Source organism: Chryseotalea sp., from assembly GCF_057350905.1.
In genome coordinates, this window is the sequence record NZ_JBMRCF010000015.1 from 165,309 (window position 1) to 181,155 (window position 15,847).

General features: G+C 39.3%; 9 protein-coding genes. 6 read left to right on the forward strand and 3 right to left on the reverse strand.

From position 1 onward, the window contains the following. A complete protein-coding gene (locus tag ACO1XM_RS17095; protein ID WP_486231217.1) occupies nucleotides 1–8,688 on the forward strand; it encodes a GH36-type glycosyl hydrolase domain-containing protein in 8,688 nt (2,895 codons plus the stop codon). Nucleotides 8,689–8,887: 199 nt separating this feature from the next. Here ACO1XM_RS17095 and ACO1XM_RS17100 read toward each other — a convergent pair whose 3' ends face one another. After that, the gene (locus ACO1XM_RS17100; RefSeq protein ID WP_486231219.1) at nucleotides 8,888–10,453 is read right to left on the reverse strand and encodes a hypothetical protein; all 1,566 of its coding nucleotides are present in this window, start codon (nucleotides 10,451–10,453) and stop codon (nucleotides 8,888–8,890) included. A gap of 28 nt (nucleotides 10,454–10,481) precedes the next feature. Further along, nucleotides 10,482–10,640 carry a lmo0937 family membrane protein gene (locus tag ACO1XM_RS17105; RefSeq protein ID WP_486231221.1) on the reverse strand — a complete coding sequence of 53 codons (159 nt, stop codon included), beginning with the start codon at nucleotides 10,638–10,640 and terminating at the stop codon, nucleotides 10,482–10,484. A gap of 357 nt (nucleotides 10,641–10,997) precedes the next feature. Here ACO1XM_RS17105 and ACO1XM_RS17110 point away from each other — a divergent pair, with 357 nt between their 5' ends. Both ACO1XM_RS17110 and ACO1XM_RS17115 read left to right on the forward strand, forming a co-directional pair. Next, nucleotides 10,998–11,360: a response regulator transcription factor gene (locus ACO1XM_RS17110; RefSeq protein ID WP_486231223.1), complete on the forward strand. Its 363-nt coding sequence runs from the start codon at nucleotides 10,998–11,000 to the stop codon at nucleotides 11,358–11,360. 12 nt (nucleotides 11,361–11,372) lie between these two features. Further along, nucleotides 11,373–12,767, forward strand: a complete 1,395-nt coding sequence (locus tag ACO1XM_RS17115; RefSeq protein ID WP_486231225.1) for a sigma-54-dependent transcriptional regulator — start codon at nucleotides 11,373–11,375, stop codon at nucleotides 12,765–12,767. A 22-nt stretch (nucleotides 12,768–12,789) separates the two neighbouring features. Here the strand turns inward: ACO1XM_RS17115 and ACO1XM_RS17120 are convergent, their stop codons facing one another. Further along, the gene (locus ACO1XM_RS17120; protein WP_486231227.1) at nucleotides 12,790–13,422 is read right to left on the reverse strand and encodes a porin family protein; all 633 of its coding nucleotides are present in this window, start codon (nucleotides 13,420–13,422) and stop codon (nucleotides 12,790–12,792) included. A 211-nt stretch (nucleotides 13,423–13,633) separates the two neighbouring features. On the opposite strand from ACO1XM_RS17120, the gene ACO1XM_RS17125 reads away from it, so the two are divergent. From ACO1XM_RS17125 to ACO1XM_RS17135, 3 genes are all read left to right on the forward strand, one after another. Further along, on the forward strand, nucleotides 13,634–15,139 hold the full coding sequence (locus ACO1XM_RS17125; RefSeq protein ID WP_486231229.1) for a PAS domain-containing sensor histidine kinase: 1,506 nt from the start codon (nucleotides 13,634–13,636) through the stop codon (nucleotides 15,137–15,139). Between the two features lie 191 nt (nucleotides 15,140–15,330). Continuing rightward, the gene (locus ACO1XM_RS17130; protein ID WP_486231231.1) at nucleotides 15,331–15,591 is read left to right on the forward strand and encodes a YtxH domain-containing protein; all 261 of its coding nucleotides are present in this window, start codon (nucleotides 15,331–15,333) and stop codon (nucleotides 15,589–15,591) included. 10 nt (nucleotides 15,592–15,601) lie between these two features. Then, entirely contained in the window at nucleotides 15,602–15,787 is a 186-nt protein-coding gene (locus tag ACO1XM_RS17135; RefSeq protein WP_486231233.1) for a CsbD family protein, read from the forward strand. The last annotated feature ends 60 nt before the right edge of the window (nucleotides 15,788–15,847 follow it).

Here is a 15,847-nt window from a genome sequence, read left to right on the forward strand (position 1 = left end):
ATGGGCCCTCTGAAACGAACCATTCCACTTATTGACGATCTCCTATCCCCTATCATAGCTCCACTTAAAAAGGATAGCCTTACACATCACGAGATTGAAAAAAATCCTCCCCTAAGATCTGATCTGTTCAGTCACGAACAGATGGAACTTCATGCCATTAAATTATCACTGACACATCACCTTAGTGTAAAGACCTCCAAGGAGTTTCTCTTGCATGACTTGTCTGCCAATGAGGATATTTTATTTGAGGTGAATGAGCTACTCAAAAAAAATATAGCCTTAAAAAAATCTGTCAGTCCAGCTGGCGAGTGGTTGCTTGATAACTTCTTTATCATTGAAGAGCAAATACTGCTTGGCAAACGCTATTTACCCAAAGGTTATAGCAAAGGTCTGCCTAAATTAAAAAGTGGTATCCCAAGAGTGTATGACCTCGCTATTGAGATCATTTCTCATAGCGATGGACATATTGACATTCTCACGTTATCGCGTTTCATCAATGCTTATCAAAGAGAAAGTTCATTAACCCTGGGTGAGTTGTGGGCTATTCCGATTATGTTACGGCTTGCCCTTATTGAAAACCTGAGTCGGCTTGCAGCCATTACCGCAGTTGATTTAAAAGACTCTGCCCTTGCAAATAAATGGGCCAACGAAATTATTCAATGTGCAGAACATGAACCTAAAAATCTTGTACTGGTCATTGCTGAAATGGCGAAGTCAAATCCGCCTATTGTCAGTGCATTCGTAGCAGAGTTCTCGCGTAAGCTACAATGGCGGGGTGCTGAGCTTAGTTTGCCCTTACATTGGATAGAACAAAACCTTGCAGATGCCGGGCAAGGGAGCATCGGTGACATGGTACTGATCCAAAATCAGCGCCAGGCCGCTAATCAGGTGTCAGTAAGCAATTCTATCAACAGCTTGCGGTTTTTAGCTAAAATGGATTGGCGTGAATTTGTTGAAGATCATAGCACCGTGGAAAACATATTGCGTGGTGACTATAATATGGTGTATGCTACCATGGATTTTGCGACTCGTGACTATTACAGGCACAGCATTGAGCGCATAGCAAAAGCCAGTCACTCAACTGAATCGGATGTGGCACAATTGGCCATTGATCTGGCACAAAAAAGTTTCGATTACAACAGCAAAGATGAAAGAGCAGCCCATGTTGGTTATTATTTAATTGGCAAAGGCCTAAAACAAACTGAGAAAGCACTTAACATTCAATTTTCAATACCGGAAAAGCTGAAAAGATTTTTATTAAGAAAGTCACCGGTGATCTACTTTGTCTCTGCATGCTTGATAGCCCTTACGGGTACAGCTGTCATGACCTGGAGGGCTTATGCATTCTCAACAAACACCCTGTGGCTCGTGTGCATTGCTTTGCTTAGCCTTGTCGTAATGAGTCAACTCGCATTGGACTTGATAAACTGGTGGGCCAGTTTGTTAATTAAACCAGCTCCCTTACCTAAAATTGATTTCTCCAAAGGTATACCCGAAAGTAACAAGACTATTGTAGTGATACCTTCAATCTTAAACACACATGAAGGAATTAATACACTACTGGAAGATTTGGAGATACGCTTTCTTGGTAATAAAGATCTCAACCTGCTGTTTGCCTTACTTACAGATTTTAAAGATGCAGACCATGAAAACACACCCAGCGACAAGCATTTACTTGATTTGGCTGTTACTGGTATTCATGAGCTGAATAGAAAGTACGGTCTTGTTGACAATGAACCGTTTTTTCTTTTTCACAGACCAAGGGTACTCAATACTAACGACCAGGTATGGATGGGCCTGGAACGCAAAAGAGGTAAGCTCAATGATCTGAATCATTTGCTTCGCGGTAAGGGCAATAAATCATTCAGTATGGTTATTGGCGATGAAGCCGTCTACACAGCAGCAAAATATGTTATCACACTGGATGCCGATACACAGCTACCGCGTGATGCCGCCAGAAAACTTGTGGGATTAATGGCTCATCCGCTTAACAAGCCTGTGTATGATACTAGAAGGTTAAGAATCACAGATGGTTATACCATTATACAACCCAGAATTGGTATGAGCTTGCATGGCACCAGTCGTTCAGCCTACAGTAAGCTTCATGAAAATGATATTGGACTTGATCCCTACACAAAAATAACGTCTGACATCTATCAGGACATTTTTAAGGAAGGATCGTTTATAGGCAAAGGAATTTACGAAATAGATGCATTCGAAAAAGTACTGGATAAACGCTTTCCCAATAATAGAATACTCAGTCACGATCTGCTGGAAGGGTCTTATGCGCGTTGTGGATTTGCCAGCGATGTTCAGTTATATGAGGAACATCCTTCCGGTTATGCAGAAGATAACAGGCGTAAAAAAAGATGGATCAGAGGAGATTGGCAAATTGCCATGTGGTTCTTACCCTTTGTTCCAACTCTATCAAAAGGATTGACAAAAAATCCATTGTCCCTGGTTTCACGTTGGAAAATATTTGATAATCTCAGACGCAGTTTCGTACCAATTGCACTTCTTAGCTTGCTCATAGCCGGATGGTTAGTTATCCCTGCACCCCTACTATGGACATCAATTATTCTGGCCACACTATTTCTCCCTCCCTTATTAAACCTGGCCCTGTCCTATTTTAAAGTTTCGAAAGAGACTGATTTTTCCCAGCACATTTATAACAATATCGATCAAACTATTAAAAGTCTATTGCAATACTTGTTTAAGCTTATCTGTCTGCCCTATGAAGCAGCTGTAAATGTACATGCAATCGCCTTAACCTTTTGGCGTGTTCATATCACTGGAAAAAACTTACTTGAGTGGGGTGCGAAAACTAAAGTCAGCACAGAGAAAAAACACTTGCTCTCCATGTATCCCAAGATGTGGATTACGACACTCCTGCCTTTAGGTATAATGGTCATAATGATTTATCAGAAAAATGATGCACTCATTTTAGCCTTACCTTTTCTGCTTGGATGGATTGCAGCACCTGCCATTGTGCTGGCGATGAGTGAAATATCAATAGCCAAAAAATCTAAAATAACTACTGATCAAAAAACCTATTTACGTGTACTCGCCAGAAAAACCTGGTTCTATTTTGAACGCTTTGTAACAAAAGCCGATAACTGGCTGCCCCCCGACAATTTTCAGGAATATCCAACACCTGTTGTTGCACACAGAACATCCCCCACCAACATTGGTTTATATTTATTAAGCAATCTGACTGCGAACGACTTTGGTTATACCAGTACTTCCGGTTTAATTGCCAAAACTCAATTGACCTTCGGTAGTCTTGAGAAAATGGATCGCTACCAGGGGCATTTTTATAATTGGTATAATATTGAAGACCTGGGCGTACTACACCCCCGATACATATCTACAGTAGATAGTGGGAATTTAGCAGGTCATTTATTAACACTCCGCCAGGGTTTCATTCAATTGCAAAAAGCTTCAGTCTGGGATAATAAATATTTGTTGGGGCTTGAAGATACCTTACGCTGGCTGATTGATTCCATTACTGATAACCGAAAAAGCCTAACCCACCCCCTACACGAATTACTTGGAAAAATCCATATTCACAATCAGGATTTTGAATCCTCTTTCAATCATTTTCTAAAAGCAATCGAGCAATTCCAGTATATCATTAGAAACGGTGAATTGATTATTGAGCCCGCGGTGATTATGACCATCGAGGCTTACCTGGAATCCATGATCCTGGAATTCGCTGTGTTTCTGCCATTGATCGACAATAAAACAAAGCCAGAGAAATTCAAGTTGTGGAGCCCGATTAATGCACAATCAAGCCTGGAGGATTTATCCATGCTGGGTGAAAAGTATATTGCCGAAATTGAAAATGCTAACCAATCAGCTGATACTCCTGAGGAGACAGTGTGGCTTAATCAGATAAAAGAAAGTATTGTCTATTTAAGCAAAAAATCTAAAGAAACGCTAAGCACAGTACAAACATTAATCAGCCAGTGCGATGCTTTTAGCAACATGCAGTATGATTTTCTGTATGATAAATCGCAACATCTTTTATCCATTGGTTTCAATACGGAAGAATTGCAATGTGATAAAGGCTTTTACGATCTGCTTGCCTCAGAAGCCAGACTTGGTTTATTTGTAGCCATTGCTCAAGGTAAACTACCGCAGGAAAGTTGGTTTGTATTAGGAAGAAGATTAACCATAGCTGGCAGAACACCTGTTTTACTTTCCTGGAGTGGTTCTATGTTTGAATATATCATGCCGAACCTGGTTATGCCTACCTACGACAATACCCTGCTCGACAAAATGGGTATTGGCCTTATGAAGAAGCAAATTGAATATGGCGATTTACACGATATTCCATGGGGTGTTTCTGAGTCTTGCTATAATTTAGTTGACAGTCATCTCATCTATCAGTATAAAGCGTTCGGGGTTCCTGGCCTCGGTTTTAAAAGAGGCCTTAACCAGGAACTTGTTATTGCACCCTATGCGTCAGTACTCGGCTTATTGATTGATCCAAAGGCCTCTTACGAAAACCTGCAGCGGTTAAAAAGCAATGGCTTCGAAGGTAGTTATGGTTTTTATGAAGCGATTGATTATACCGAATCACGTCTGGTGAGCGGTCAGGACTTTGCACTTATCAGAGCGTTTATGGCGCATCATCAGGGAATGAGCATATTAGGACTCGCGCACTTATTACTTGATCAACCCATGCAAAAAAGATTTGAAGCAGATCCTCAATTTCAAACTGCGTTGATCTTGCTGGAAGAAAAAGTTCCTAAAGCCAACGGCTTTTATCAGGGTTCCGATGATGAACTGATTTCAACTGCAAATCCTGTGAGTGAAATTACCGTGATTAAAACACCACACACACCGATACCTGAAGTAAAACTACTTTCTAATGGCAAATATGCTGTAATGCTTAGCAATTCGGGTGGTGGTTATAGTCATTGGAATGATCTCGCCATTAACCGATGGCGCGAGGACAGCATCTGCGATAACTGGGGTATGTTTTGCTATATTCAAGACCTTGATACCAAAGAATTCTGGTCCAGTACTTATCAGCCCACTGTTAAAGAACCCAAGAACTATGAATGCATTTTTTCCCTGGGGCGTGCAGAGTTTAAACGAAGGGACAATGACATCGAGTGTCACAGCACCATCATTGTATCACCTGAGGATGATGTGGAAGTAAGACGTTTTGTCTTAACCAACCACGCTTCATCAGAACGGAGATTATCTTTAACCAGTTATACAGAAGTTGTCTTAAACACAGCTGCGGCTGATAATGCACATCCGGCTTTTAGTAATCTCTTTATGCAAACAAGCATTCTGGAAAACCAGCATGCCATTGTTTGTAGTAGAAGACCGCGATCAAAAGAAGAGCAAACACCGTGGATGTTTCATTTAGTAAAAGTAAATAATGAAAAAGATACTGCTGTTTCCTATGAGACAGATCGAAATCAATTTATAGGAAGAGGCAATAGTTTGGCAAGACCGCAGGCCATGTTAAATGGATTACCTTTGGCGGGAACACAGGGCTCAGTGCTGGATCCAATTGTTTCTATTCAACATATCATCAGTCTTGAATCCGGAGAATCCATCAGCATTGATATTGTCAATGGCATCGCCAGATCAAAAGAAGACAATCAATACCTGATCAATAAATACCAGGATAAACACTTGCGCAACAGAGCCTTTGAGCTTTCGTTTACGCATAGCCAGGTAGTTTTACGACAAATCGGGGCAACCCAACAGGAGGCGCAACTCTTTGGAGAATTGGCGAGTTCCATATTATTTATAAATCCTGCTTTGCGGGCACATACCAGTCTGCTCACTAAAAACAAAAAAGGTCAGGCTGCTTTATGGAGCTATTCTATATCTGGCGATTTACCCATCGTATTACTCAAGATATCAAATGCTGAAGATATTAAACTGGTAAAGCAAATCATTAAAGCCCAGGCCTATTGGCATATTAAAGGTTTGGCGGTAGATGTGGTTATACTCAATGAGGACAGCAGTATTTACCGAAATGCGCTACAAGAACAAATTCAGGGACTGACCTATAGTGGTAGTGGACTCAGCAATGCTATCAAAAAGGGAAACATATATATAAGACCTATCGACCAGGTAGTAACGGAAGACAGGATTTTACTGGAAGCCATTGCACGTGTTATTCTCAGTGATACAAGAGGCACCTTGGAAGCACAGGTTAAGAAAAGAAGCATCGACAAACAAACCACCTCTAAATTAATAGCCAATAAGCAATCTACTGCCCTTGATCAGAAAATTAAAATGCCACCAGGCCTTCAATTCTTCAATGGCATTGGTGGTTTCTCTGCAGATGGAAAAGAATATGCTATTCTTTCTGAAAGAAAAAATATTACACCACTTCCCTGGATTAATGTACTTGCAAACCCTTATTTTGGCACAATCATTTCAGAAAGAGGTTCTGCATATACCTGGTTTCAAAATGCACATGAATATCGACTGACACCATGGAGTAATGATCCTGTTCAGGATGGTAGTGGAGAAGCATTCTATTTACGTGATGAAGAAAGCGGTGAATACTGGTCTGTTATTCGAAGCAATAACGAAAGCAAATCGCCATACCTGGCCACACATGCCTTCGGATTAACAACCATTGAACATATTGAAAATGGAATTTTAACAAGTGTATGCTTCCACGTAGACCATGAAGCACCCATAAAATTTATCAGTATTAAAATTACAAACCAGTCAGGTAAAAACAGAAGGCTTAGTGCCACTGGTTACATAGAATGGGTGTTAGCGGAGAATCGTTCTAAATCAATAATGCATGTCAGTGCCGAGTTGCAAATGCCTGAAGGAGCTATTCTTGCCAGAAATCAATTTAATACTGACTTTCAGGAATATGTATCATTCTTTACTACAGATGAAAAAAAATATACTTTCACGACAGACAGAAAAGAATTTATCGGACGCAATGGTTCTCTGGATAAACCCGAAGCACTCAGGCGCACACAACTCTCGGGCAAATCTGGTGCGGGAAATGAAAGTTGTGCAGCAATACAAATTCCCATTGAAATAGAGCCCGATCAGGAGCGCACCATTACGTTTAAACTTGGCGCTGGTAGAAACAAACAAGAAGCAGTCAAAACAATAAAGCAGTTTGAAAGTCCATTTGCTGCTGCTGAATCGTTAACGGATGTGAGAGCGTATTGGAGTAAGACTTTGCAAAGTGTTTCCATCATAAGCCCCGATATCGCTTTAAATATACTAACCAACGGTTGGCTACTCTATCAGGTCATCTCCTCTCGTTTATGGGGTCGCACTGGTTTTTATCAGTCTGGAGGTGCCTTTGGCTTCCGCGATCAGTTGCAGGATGTAATGGCAGTGGTTCATACCCAACCGCAATTAACAAGAGCACATTTACTGCTGAGTGCTTCACGTCAGTTTACAGAAGGCGATGTTCAGCATTGGTGGCATCCACCAAAAGGACAAGGTGTAAGAACACTTTGCTCAGATGATTATTTATGGTTGCCTTACGTGACTAATTATTACATTAAAAGCAGTGGAGATAAAGACATCTTAGAGGAACTTATACCTTTTGTAGAAGGGCGACTCTTAAATCAGGGGGAAGAATCGTACTACGATAGGCCGGCCATTACGGATGAAAAAGCTTCATTGTATGAACATTGTAAAAAAGCAATTATGCATGGTTTACGTTTTGGAGAACATGGTTTGCCTTTAAAAGGCTCTGGTGATTGGAATGATGGTATGAACCGTGTAGGACTTGAAGGTAAAGGCGAAAGTGTGTGGTTAGGGTTTTTCCTGTATGATATACTCATTAGTTTTCAAACCATTGCCAATAATCATCAGGATACTCCTTTTGCGGAAGAATGTATTAAGCAAGCGTTAATACTAAAAGAAAATATCAATAAAAATGCGTGGGATGGCGATTGGTATTTGCGTGCCTATTTTGATGATGGCACTCCACTCGGTTCGAAAAATAATGAGGAATGTAAAATAGATGCCATCTCTCAAAGCTGGTCAGTGCTCTCTAATGTGGCGCCTACAGAAAGAGCAAAGACTGCGATGGAAGCCGTTAATCGGTATCTGGTTAAACGTGAGAATAAAATCATACAATTACTGGATCCACCCTTCGATAACTCCCCATTGGATCCCGGTTATATAAAAGGGTACGTACCTGGTGTAAGAGAGAATGGCGGGCAATATACGCATGCTGCCATCTGGACGGTTATGGCCTTTGCTAAAATGAAAGACAGAGAAAAAACAGAGGAACTTATTAATCTGATTAATCCCGTAAAGCATGGTGACACTGCTGGAGCAACCGTCATCTATAAAACAGAACCTTATGTAATGGCAGCTGATGTACATGGAGTGGCACCACACATTGGCAGAGGCGGGTGGACATGGTATACAGGTTCAGCCGGCTGGATGTATCAACTAATCATTGAAGCCTACCTGGGCATCAAGCGTGTTAACAATACACTAAGCATTAATCCTTGTATTCCCGCTGCCTGGGAATCATTCAAAATCAACTATCAATATGAAGAAACACATTACCGTATTCATGTGAAACAACAAGGTGAGGTAGAAAAAACAAGCATTAGCGTAGATGGTGTTTTACAACAAGAGGCTTATATAATGCTGCTGGATGATAAAGCGATACATGAAGTGGAAATTATATTGGGAACGTTAACTACTTAAAATGAAAGTAACTAAACACAACTTCTCAGAATTGAAATACCTTGTCAGCAGCTGCAACCTGTTTATTACCACAGGATATCGCTCATCAGGATGTGATAAGTTCTATAAACCTACAGCTAAACACATAAGCCATAAAATAGCCTTATTCTTGTACAGCGTAAGTTTTATAAATTGATCTATTGATCCAGCGCGTAGGCTGCTATCTGTTGGGTACATCTTTATTGCCACCACCACCAGAAAAACTGGAACGCATACCGTCTAGGATTGATAGTAGCCATAGATTAAATATATACCGCTTTCGATCCCGGTTGACATTGATGGTACCAATCCGACCAGAAAAATTTGCTTCGATATCTTTATTCTTTTGCACCAGCAAATAAATCAGTGCTGTCTTGATTTCATTGGTTGATGATTTATTTTTATCAAGGCTTGAAATTCTCAGTGTCTGATATGCCATATCGAGTGACCCCCTGGATCCAAAATCAGTGTAAGTAAAATTGAAATTCATCAAATTCAGATATCCGGACTTTAAAGTAATGTTTGCGGCATTCTGTAGTGCGTCATTTAAAACAGTCATATCCAAATCTTTAATAAAACCTTTAACATGGTATACCGGAGAACTATCCTGAGGGAATTGAAAGGTGGCTTCTATCTTACCTTTACCCATCAGCAAACCTGTCGCATGAAGTGTTGCATAATCAATGGCTTCTTTTTCTTGAATATTGTCCAGATTTAAAAGCAAACCACTAACATCGTTAAAAGTAATTACCGCTGGTGCAATGCCGCTTTCAGGAAAAGTTTCTGTTTTGATTTGTGATGCACCAAAAGCAATAGAATCGATTTTAACCTTCCAGGTTAATGCATTAAAATAATGCATTGGTAATGGTATGTAGGCGGTTTGCGAAAAGGGAACACGTTTGTCTTTAAAGGCAAACAAATCAAAGGATTCAATTTTAATTGATGAGGCTATCAATCGTTTTTCTAACAAATGTTCAAAATTCAAATTATGAACATCCACTTTGGGTATACTTAACGTAAGGCTGGCCACCTGCTTTCCTGCCTTCCAGGCAAAATCATATTTTCCGTGCTTGGGCAATAGCTGAATAGAATCAATGCTAAGTAAATGTAAGGTTGAATTAAGATATACCTCACGAACTTTCGTTTTATACAAATCGCCTTTGGGATTAAGCTCAATTGAATGTGCGGTGGCCATTACCTGGCCAAATGAATAGACTAGTTTTTGAACTGAGTCTCGTTCAACTTTAAGGTCCCCAATCTCTGCTTCCAAAAAACCGGATAGGAACTCCGTTGTGTCTTCCTTTATCGTTACTGAAATACTTTTAAGTGAAACCTCCCTGATGGTAAGACGCTTGATGGTGTTTTGGGAAGTGGAGTCTTTATTGAGATCTATATTCTTTAAAAACAAAATACTTGCACTATGTACTGCGAGATGATTAATAATTACCTCTTTATTAAAAACCAAAGGCAATAAATGAATACCTTCTAGTTTTAACAAATCAATATAAAGGGAATGTGCTGAATCTACTGTTGTTTGTCGGGAAGACCAGGCCAATGCAGTGATTTGAATACTCCTGGAAAACAAATTAACATGTAAAGAAGAGAATGATCCTTGCCGTTCCGTAATGGCAGCTTTCACTCTCTTCTCAATCCAATAGTTTGCAAGCAAGAGCATAACTAAAGTTGCTAAGAGCAGAAGAAAAACGATGGAAAAGCGTTTAAAGAGTTTACGGTAATTCAACATCATTTAACACCCTGTATAAAACAACTTTTTGTTAGAGATTAATTCTTCCGCCCCTGATGATTCTGAATAGTACTGCAATAATGGCAATTACTAACAGAACATGGATAATGGAACCGAGACTGTAGACATAAAAGCCCAAGAGCCATAAAATTACCAGTACTACAGCAACTAGATAAAGTAGATTACTCATATCGATATATATTTTTTTTGACAGCAAAGAAAAATTAATGCCAGAGTACACACTGCCTTTGGAAGCTAAAATCAATGTGATGAAGTCGATTACATTGTGAATTCCACACAATGTGGGTATAAAATTCTACACAATGTGGGATAATTCGAACAAATACCTCATAAATAGATGGCATGATTTTGCACTACTATCCTGAAAACGATGAAAGATTTTATATACACTCATTTTCATGATTTCTATTGCTTCTCTGTTATTAACCAGTATTGATCCTTTTATCGTTAACTTGTTGTTTCCCCGCATTTCGAACAAAAAACTGGAAGAGTTTAAAAATAGTCTTAGTAGACAAAACGTACTGAAATGCCCAAAATCCTTGTTATTGATGATGAAATAGATATTTGTCTGATGCTTACGCGTTATTTACGGAGTTTAAACTTCGCTACTGAATATGCCAATACCGTCCAGGAAGCCAGTCTTCAAATGACTAAGCATGTTTATGATCTGATGTTTATTGACCTAAACCTGCTTGAGGGCTCCGGCTACGACATTCTTAACCTGGTTAAAAAACAGCATTTAAGAACAAAAATAATTGTTATCAGTGCCCACGACAGTGAAGGTAATCGGGCGCTTGACAAGGGTGCTGATATGTTTATTGCCAAACCCTTTAGCACCAAAACTATTAATGAAGCACTTAAATCAATCAATATTAAACTAATACAATAATAATTCGCTCCTATGCCCAGCATTCTTGTAATTGATGATGATCGTGATATTTGCCTTATGCTTACTAAATTTCTGAGCAATAGAAATTACCTTGTTCATACCGCTTATACTGGCGCAGAAGGTTTACAACAACTGCGCGGAAATGAGTATGACCTGATTCTTTGTGATTATAAATTACCGGATGTTAATGGTGTGGAATTGTTACAACGCATAAAAATTCTTAACTCCACAGTGGCTATCATTATAATTACAGGTTATTCTGATGTAAAAACCGCTGTGGAGACTTTCCGGTATGGTGCGAATGATTATATAACGAAGCCACTCTATCCGGATGAGTTACTTGTAACCATTCATGAAACCATCGCTAAAAATAAGTCAAAACAATTTACCTATGTCGATAGCCCTTCCAATGGCGGAGTCAACAGAAAGGTTCGCATTCAAGATACATCTTCAACAGCCAATTTTATAGTCGGCATCAGTGATCAATCAAAAAAAATACAACAACACATTGAACTGGTAGCGCCCTCAGACATGTCTGTCATCATTAGTGGTGAGACCGGAACCGGCAAGGAGTTCGTTGCGCAGTCCATTCACAAATTCAGCAAACGTGCAGAAAAACCCTTTATGGCGATAGATTGTGGTGCGCTTCCTAAAGAATTGGCTGGTAGTGAATTGTTCGGTCATATGAAAGGATCATTTACAGGAGCCATTGCCGACAAGCAGGGTAGTTTTGAAATTGCAGATGGCGGAACTTTATTCCTGGACGAGATTGGAAATCTTTCGTATGAAAATCAAGTCAAGTTACTTCGTGTAATTCAGGAACGTAAAATAAAACGAATCGGTGCTACCAAAGACATTTCAATTGATGTGCGCATTATTGCAGCCACAAATGAGAACTTATCAGCAGTCGTAAAAGAAGGCAGGTTGCGTGAAGACTTATATCATCGTTTAAATGAATTTAAAATACAACTCACGCCTCTGCGCGATCGCAAAGACGACATCATATTTTTTGCCAAGTATTTCCTGGAGAAAGCCAACGCTTCACAGGAGAAAGATGTAAAAATACTGTCTGCTGATGTTCAGAAATATTTACGTAATTACTACTGGCATGGCAATTTAAGAGAGTTAAATAATGTAATCAGAAGAGCCGTACTACTTACGAAAGGCGATACCATTCAGGTGGAAAGTTTACCTGTTGAAATCACTGAAAAGAATCAGGAAAGCGCAGGTGAAGTCATTCATGAAAACGTTGGCCTTCTCAAGTCCATCGCATGGACAGCAGAACGGCAGGCAATATTAGATGTGTTAGAGAAAGTGAGCTATAACAAATCTAAGGCTGCCGAACTACTGAACATCGATAGGAAAACTTTATACAATAAGCTAAAGCTTTATAACATAACGCCTTAAAGGCGCAAGGTCATAAAACTTACTATCTGGCGCCAAAACTGAAAGCTGCAAATAACTGTGCACACGAATTTTTCGCATCACCCAAAAAAGCTCTTGAGTTTTGACTGTCAGCAATTTCTACCAAACCATAGTTGTAACGCATACCCATTTGCACTGCACCAATGTTAATGCCAACGCCTGCTGCTAATCCATAGTCGTAAGATTTAAGTTGGTCACGGTCAATCTGGTCAACACCATTAGAAACGTCTCCTTTGTAAGAGATATTAGCACCTAATAAATAGCTACCATATGCGCCTGCATGAAATTCTACATTTTCACCAACTTTAATTACAGCTAACACAGGTAAATCAATGTAACTTAAGTTATATTTAATCTCCTGATCGAAAACACCCGTATAGGTAGCCATCGATCCGCGCGTAGAAAAAAGCAACTCTGTTTGGAGTGCAAACAGGTCTGAAGAGATGACTTGTGCATAAACCCCAAAGTGTGCACCTATGCGTGCGTTTTCATCATTTACCTGATCTATGTAAAGATTGCTTACATTAAGACCTCCTTTAATACCTGCGCGTTTAGCTGATTGAGCATATGATTGATTAAAACTACAACTAACCAATACTGCAAGGCTTACTAACCAAGTGATTTTTTTACAACTCATATTTAAAAGAATTTTAGTTCAATTATTGCATTACCAATAGTGAGCCAACTACAATAACACCGATTAAAAGCCCAAGCAGGTGAATACGGAAAAATTAAGTTGAGCTAAATAGTAATCAAATACACACGTGTGGTGTTAACACCTCACATTCACTTTTTCATTGCGCACATTTTCTATTACTAGCGTTGAAGCTTATCTAAAATAAAAGGTTATGAATCCGAATTCGGGCACTCTGTTGAATAAAGAAAGAAGGACCTTACTAAATGAGGCTGAATCTGTAGCACACATGGGCAGCTGGAAATGGACAGCCGGCAATGATGAATTAATCTGGTCAGATGGTCTCCATAGTATTTTTAATAAAGGGGCGCAGGAAATAATATCATGGAATACGTTTTTAGAAAACGTAATTCCTGAAGATGTTCTGCTAATTGAAAACTGCCTGTTGCAGGTTAAAACAAATAGAAATGGCTCCACAGTAAATTATAGAATATTAAATGGTGATAAAATCCGCTACCTCACACTCACCATTAAACCTCACTCCTCTTCATTAGGCGATATATACGGATCTGTTGTAGATATTACGGAAAGAAAAGAAATAGAAATTAAGCTTGAAAAATTAAATGTGGAGCAATCTAAAATCATAGCAGAACTCGATGAAAAAGAAAAAAAATATCGCTCATTATTCGAACGCTCCATTGACCCTATTTTTCTTGCGACACAAAAATTAGATATTATAGACAGTAACCATTCCTTCAATGCACTCTTTGGTAATGAACCAGATAACACCGAAAGGCTTACTATTAAAAGTCTTTTTTCACGACCACAGGACTACAGGTATTTTCTGAACACCATAAAAACAAAAGGGCAGATCAGAGACTTTGAAGCCCTACTCTTGACAAAAAATGGAACAGCTAAAATTTGCATTATTAATTGTGTCTTTATTCCTGACCAGTCCAATGACTTTTGTTGCTATCAGGGAATAATCAAGGATCTGTCATTGCGTAAGCAAGCAGAATTAGATATGATTCTGGCAGAAAGACTTTCCTTAACTGGTAAGATTGTGCGAACTATAGCGCATGAAGTCCGAAATCCGCTCACTAACCTGAGCCTTGCTTTGGATCAGTTAAAAGGAGAATTTGCTCCGGAGAATGAGTCAGCCAAATTATACAGCACCATTATAGAACGAAATGCTAATAGAATTGAGCAGCTCGTGGGCGAAATGCTAAACTCTTCAAGACCTAAGCAACTCAACCTGAGGCTCACTGAGGTTAGTGAATTGATTAATGATACAGTAAAACAAGCCAATGACCGACTTCAGTTGAATGACATCTCAATAGAAGTAAGTTTTCAAAAGGATCTACCCAGAATACTGATCGATAAAGAAAAAATACAAATTGCCTTGCTTAACATTATCATTAACGCCATCGAAGCGACTGAAACCGGTAAAGGTAAAGTCATAATTGACGCTACCATAAGCGATCAGATTCTTACCGTATCAATTAGCGATAACGGAAAGGGAATATCTGATAACAATATCAATAAACTTTTTGACCCCTTTTTTACGGGTAAAAAAAAGGGTATGGGACTTGGCCTTACTTCCACCAAAAATATATTGAATAGTCATAGTGCCAGTATTGAGGTGACAAGCGTTGTTGGAAAAGGAACCACATTCTTTGTGCATTTTAAACTGGCAGAAACTTTCATCGCTCCACGCTAAGAAATCTGCTGTTCATGACTTCACGCCCCGGCAGGTGTTACATTTTATGCACAGATTAGAAGCTAATTCCACAACCGTATCCGCTCGGAATGTTGTAATAAAGCCCATAAAACGCCATTTCATTCTTGGTACACTTATCTCTTGTGTTGGTTTACTTCGCCCAAATGTGCGGACAACTAAAACACAATAATATGGATGCAAAAAATTTGATAGGAGGTTTATTGGCTGGTGCTGCCGTTGGTGTAGCCATTGGCATGTTGTTAGCCCCAGATAGCGGTGCCAATACCAGAAAGAAAATTGCAGATGGATCAAGAAAATTAAGCGATACGCTTAGAGATTCTGTTGACGGATCGCTTGATACACTGAAGGAAAAATTCAATTCCGGTTTGGATGAGGTTGTCAGAAAAGGAAAAGATAATCTTTACAATACAAACGAAAAAGTAAAAGCTTAAACCAGCAGACATGAGTAAACTACAGATAAAAGGAACCTGGCTGGAAATAAAAGGCAAGCTGAAACAAAAGTATGCCAAGCTTACTGATGATGACTTGACTTTTATGGAAGGAAAGGAAGAGGAGATGCTGGGCCGTTTACAGAAACGCCTGGGCAGAACAAAGGATCAGATTAGAAAAGAAATAGCAACACTTTAAAAACTAAAAGGGAGTTAATCCTGTTTAGCTCCCTTTACTTTTTCTGAAAGATTTATTCTA

What these genes read in the sequence shown, in the direction of transcription:
- ACO1XM_RS17095 (WP_486231217.1), top strand. Translation starts at nt 1, where the DNA reads ATGGGCCCTCTGAAACGAACCATTCCACTTATTGACGATCTCCTATCC.
- ACO1XM_RS17100 (WP_486231219.1), bottom strand. Translation starts at nt 10,453, where the DNA reads ATGATGTTGAATTACCGTAAACTCTTTAAACGCTTTTCCATCGTTTTT.
- ACO1XM_RS17105 (WP_486231221.1), bottom strand. Translation starts at nt 10,640, where the DNA reads ATGAGTAATCTACTTTATCTAGTTGCTGTAGTACTGGTAATTTTATGG.
- ACO1XM_RS17110 (WP_486231223.1), top strand. Translation starts at nt 10,998, where the DNA reads ATGCCCAAAATCCTTGTTATTGATGATGAAATAGATATTTGTCTGATG.
- ACO1XM_RS17115 (WP_486231225.1), top strand. Translation starts at nt 11,373, where the DNA reads ATGCCCAGCATTCTTGTAATTGATGATGATCGTGATATTTGCCTTATG.
- ACO1XM_RS17120 (WP_486231227.1), bottom strand. Translation starts at nt 13,422, where the DNA reads ATGAGTTGTAAAAAAATCACTTGGTTAGTAAGCCTTGCAGTATTGGTT.
- ACO1XM_RS17125 (WP_486231229.1), top strand. Translation starts at nt 13,634, where the DNA reads ATGAATCCGAATTCGGGCACTCTGTTGAATAAAGAAAGAAGGACCTTA.
- ACO1XM_RS17130 (WP_486231231.1), top strand. Translation starts at nt 15,331, where the DNA reads ATGGATGCAAAAAATTTGATAGGAGGTTTATTGGCTGGTGCTGCCGTT.
- ACO1XM_RS17135 (WP_486231233.1), top strand. Translation starts at nt 15,602, where the DNA reads ATGAGTAAACTACAGATAAAAGGAACCTGGCTGGAAATAAAAGGCAAG.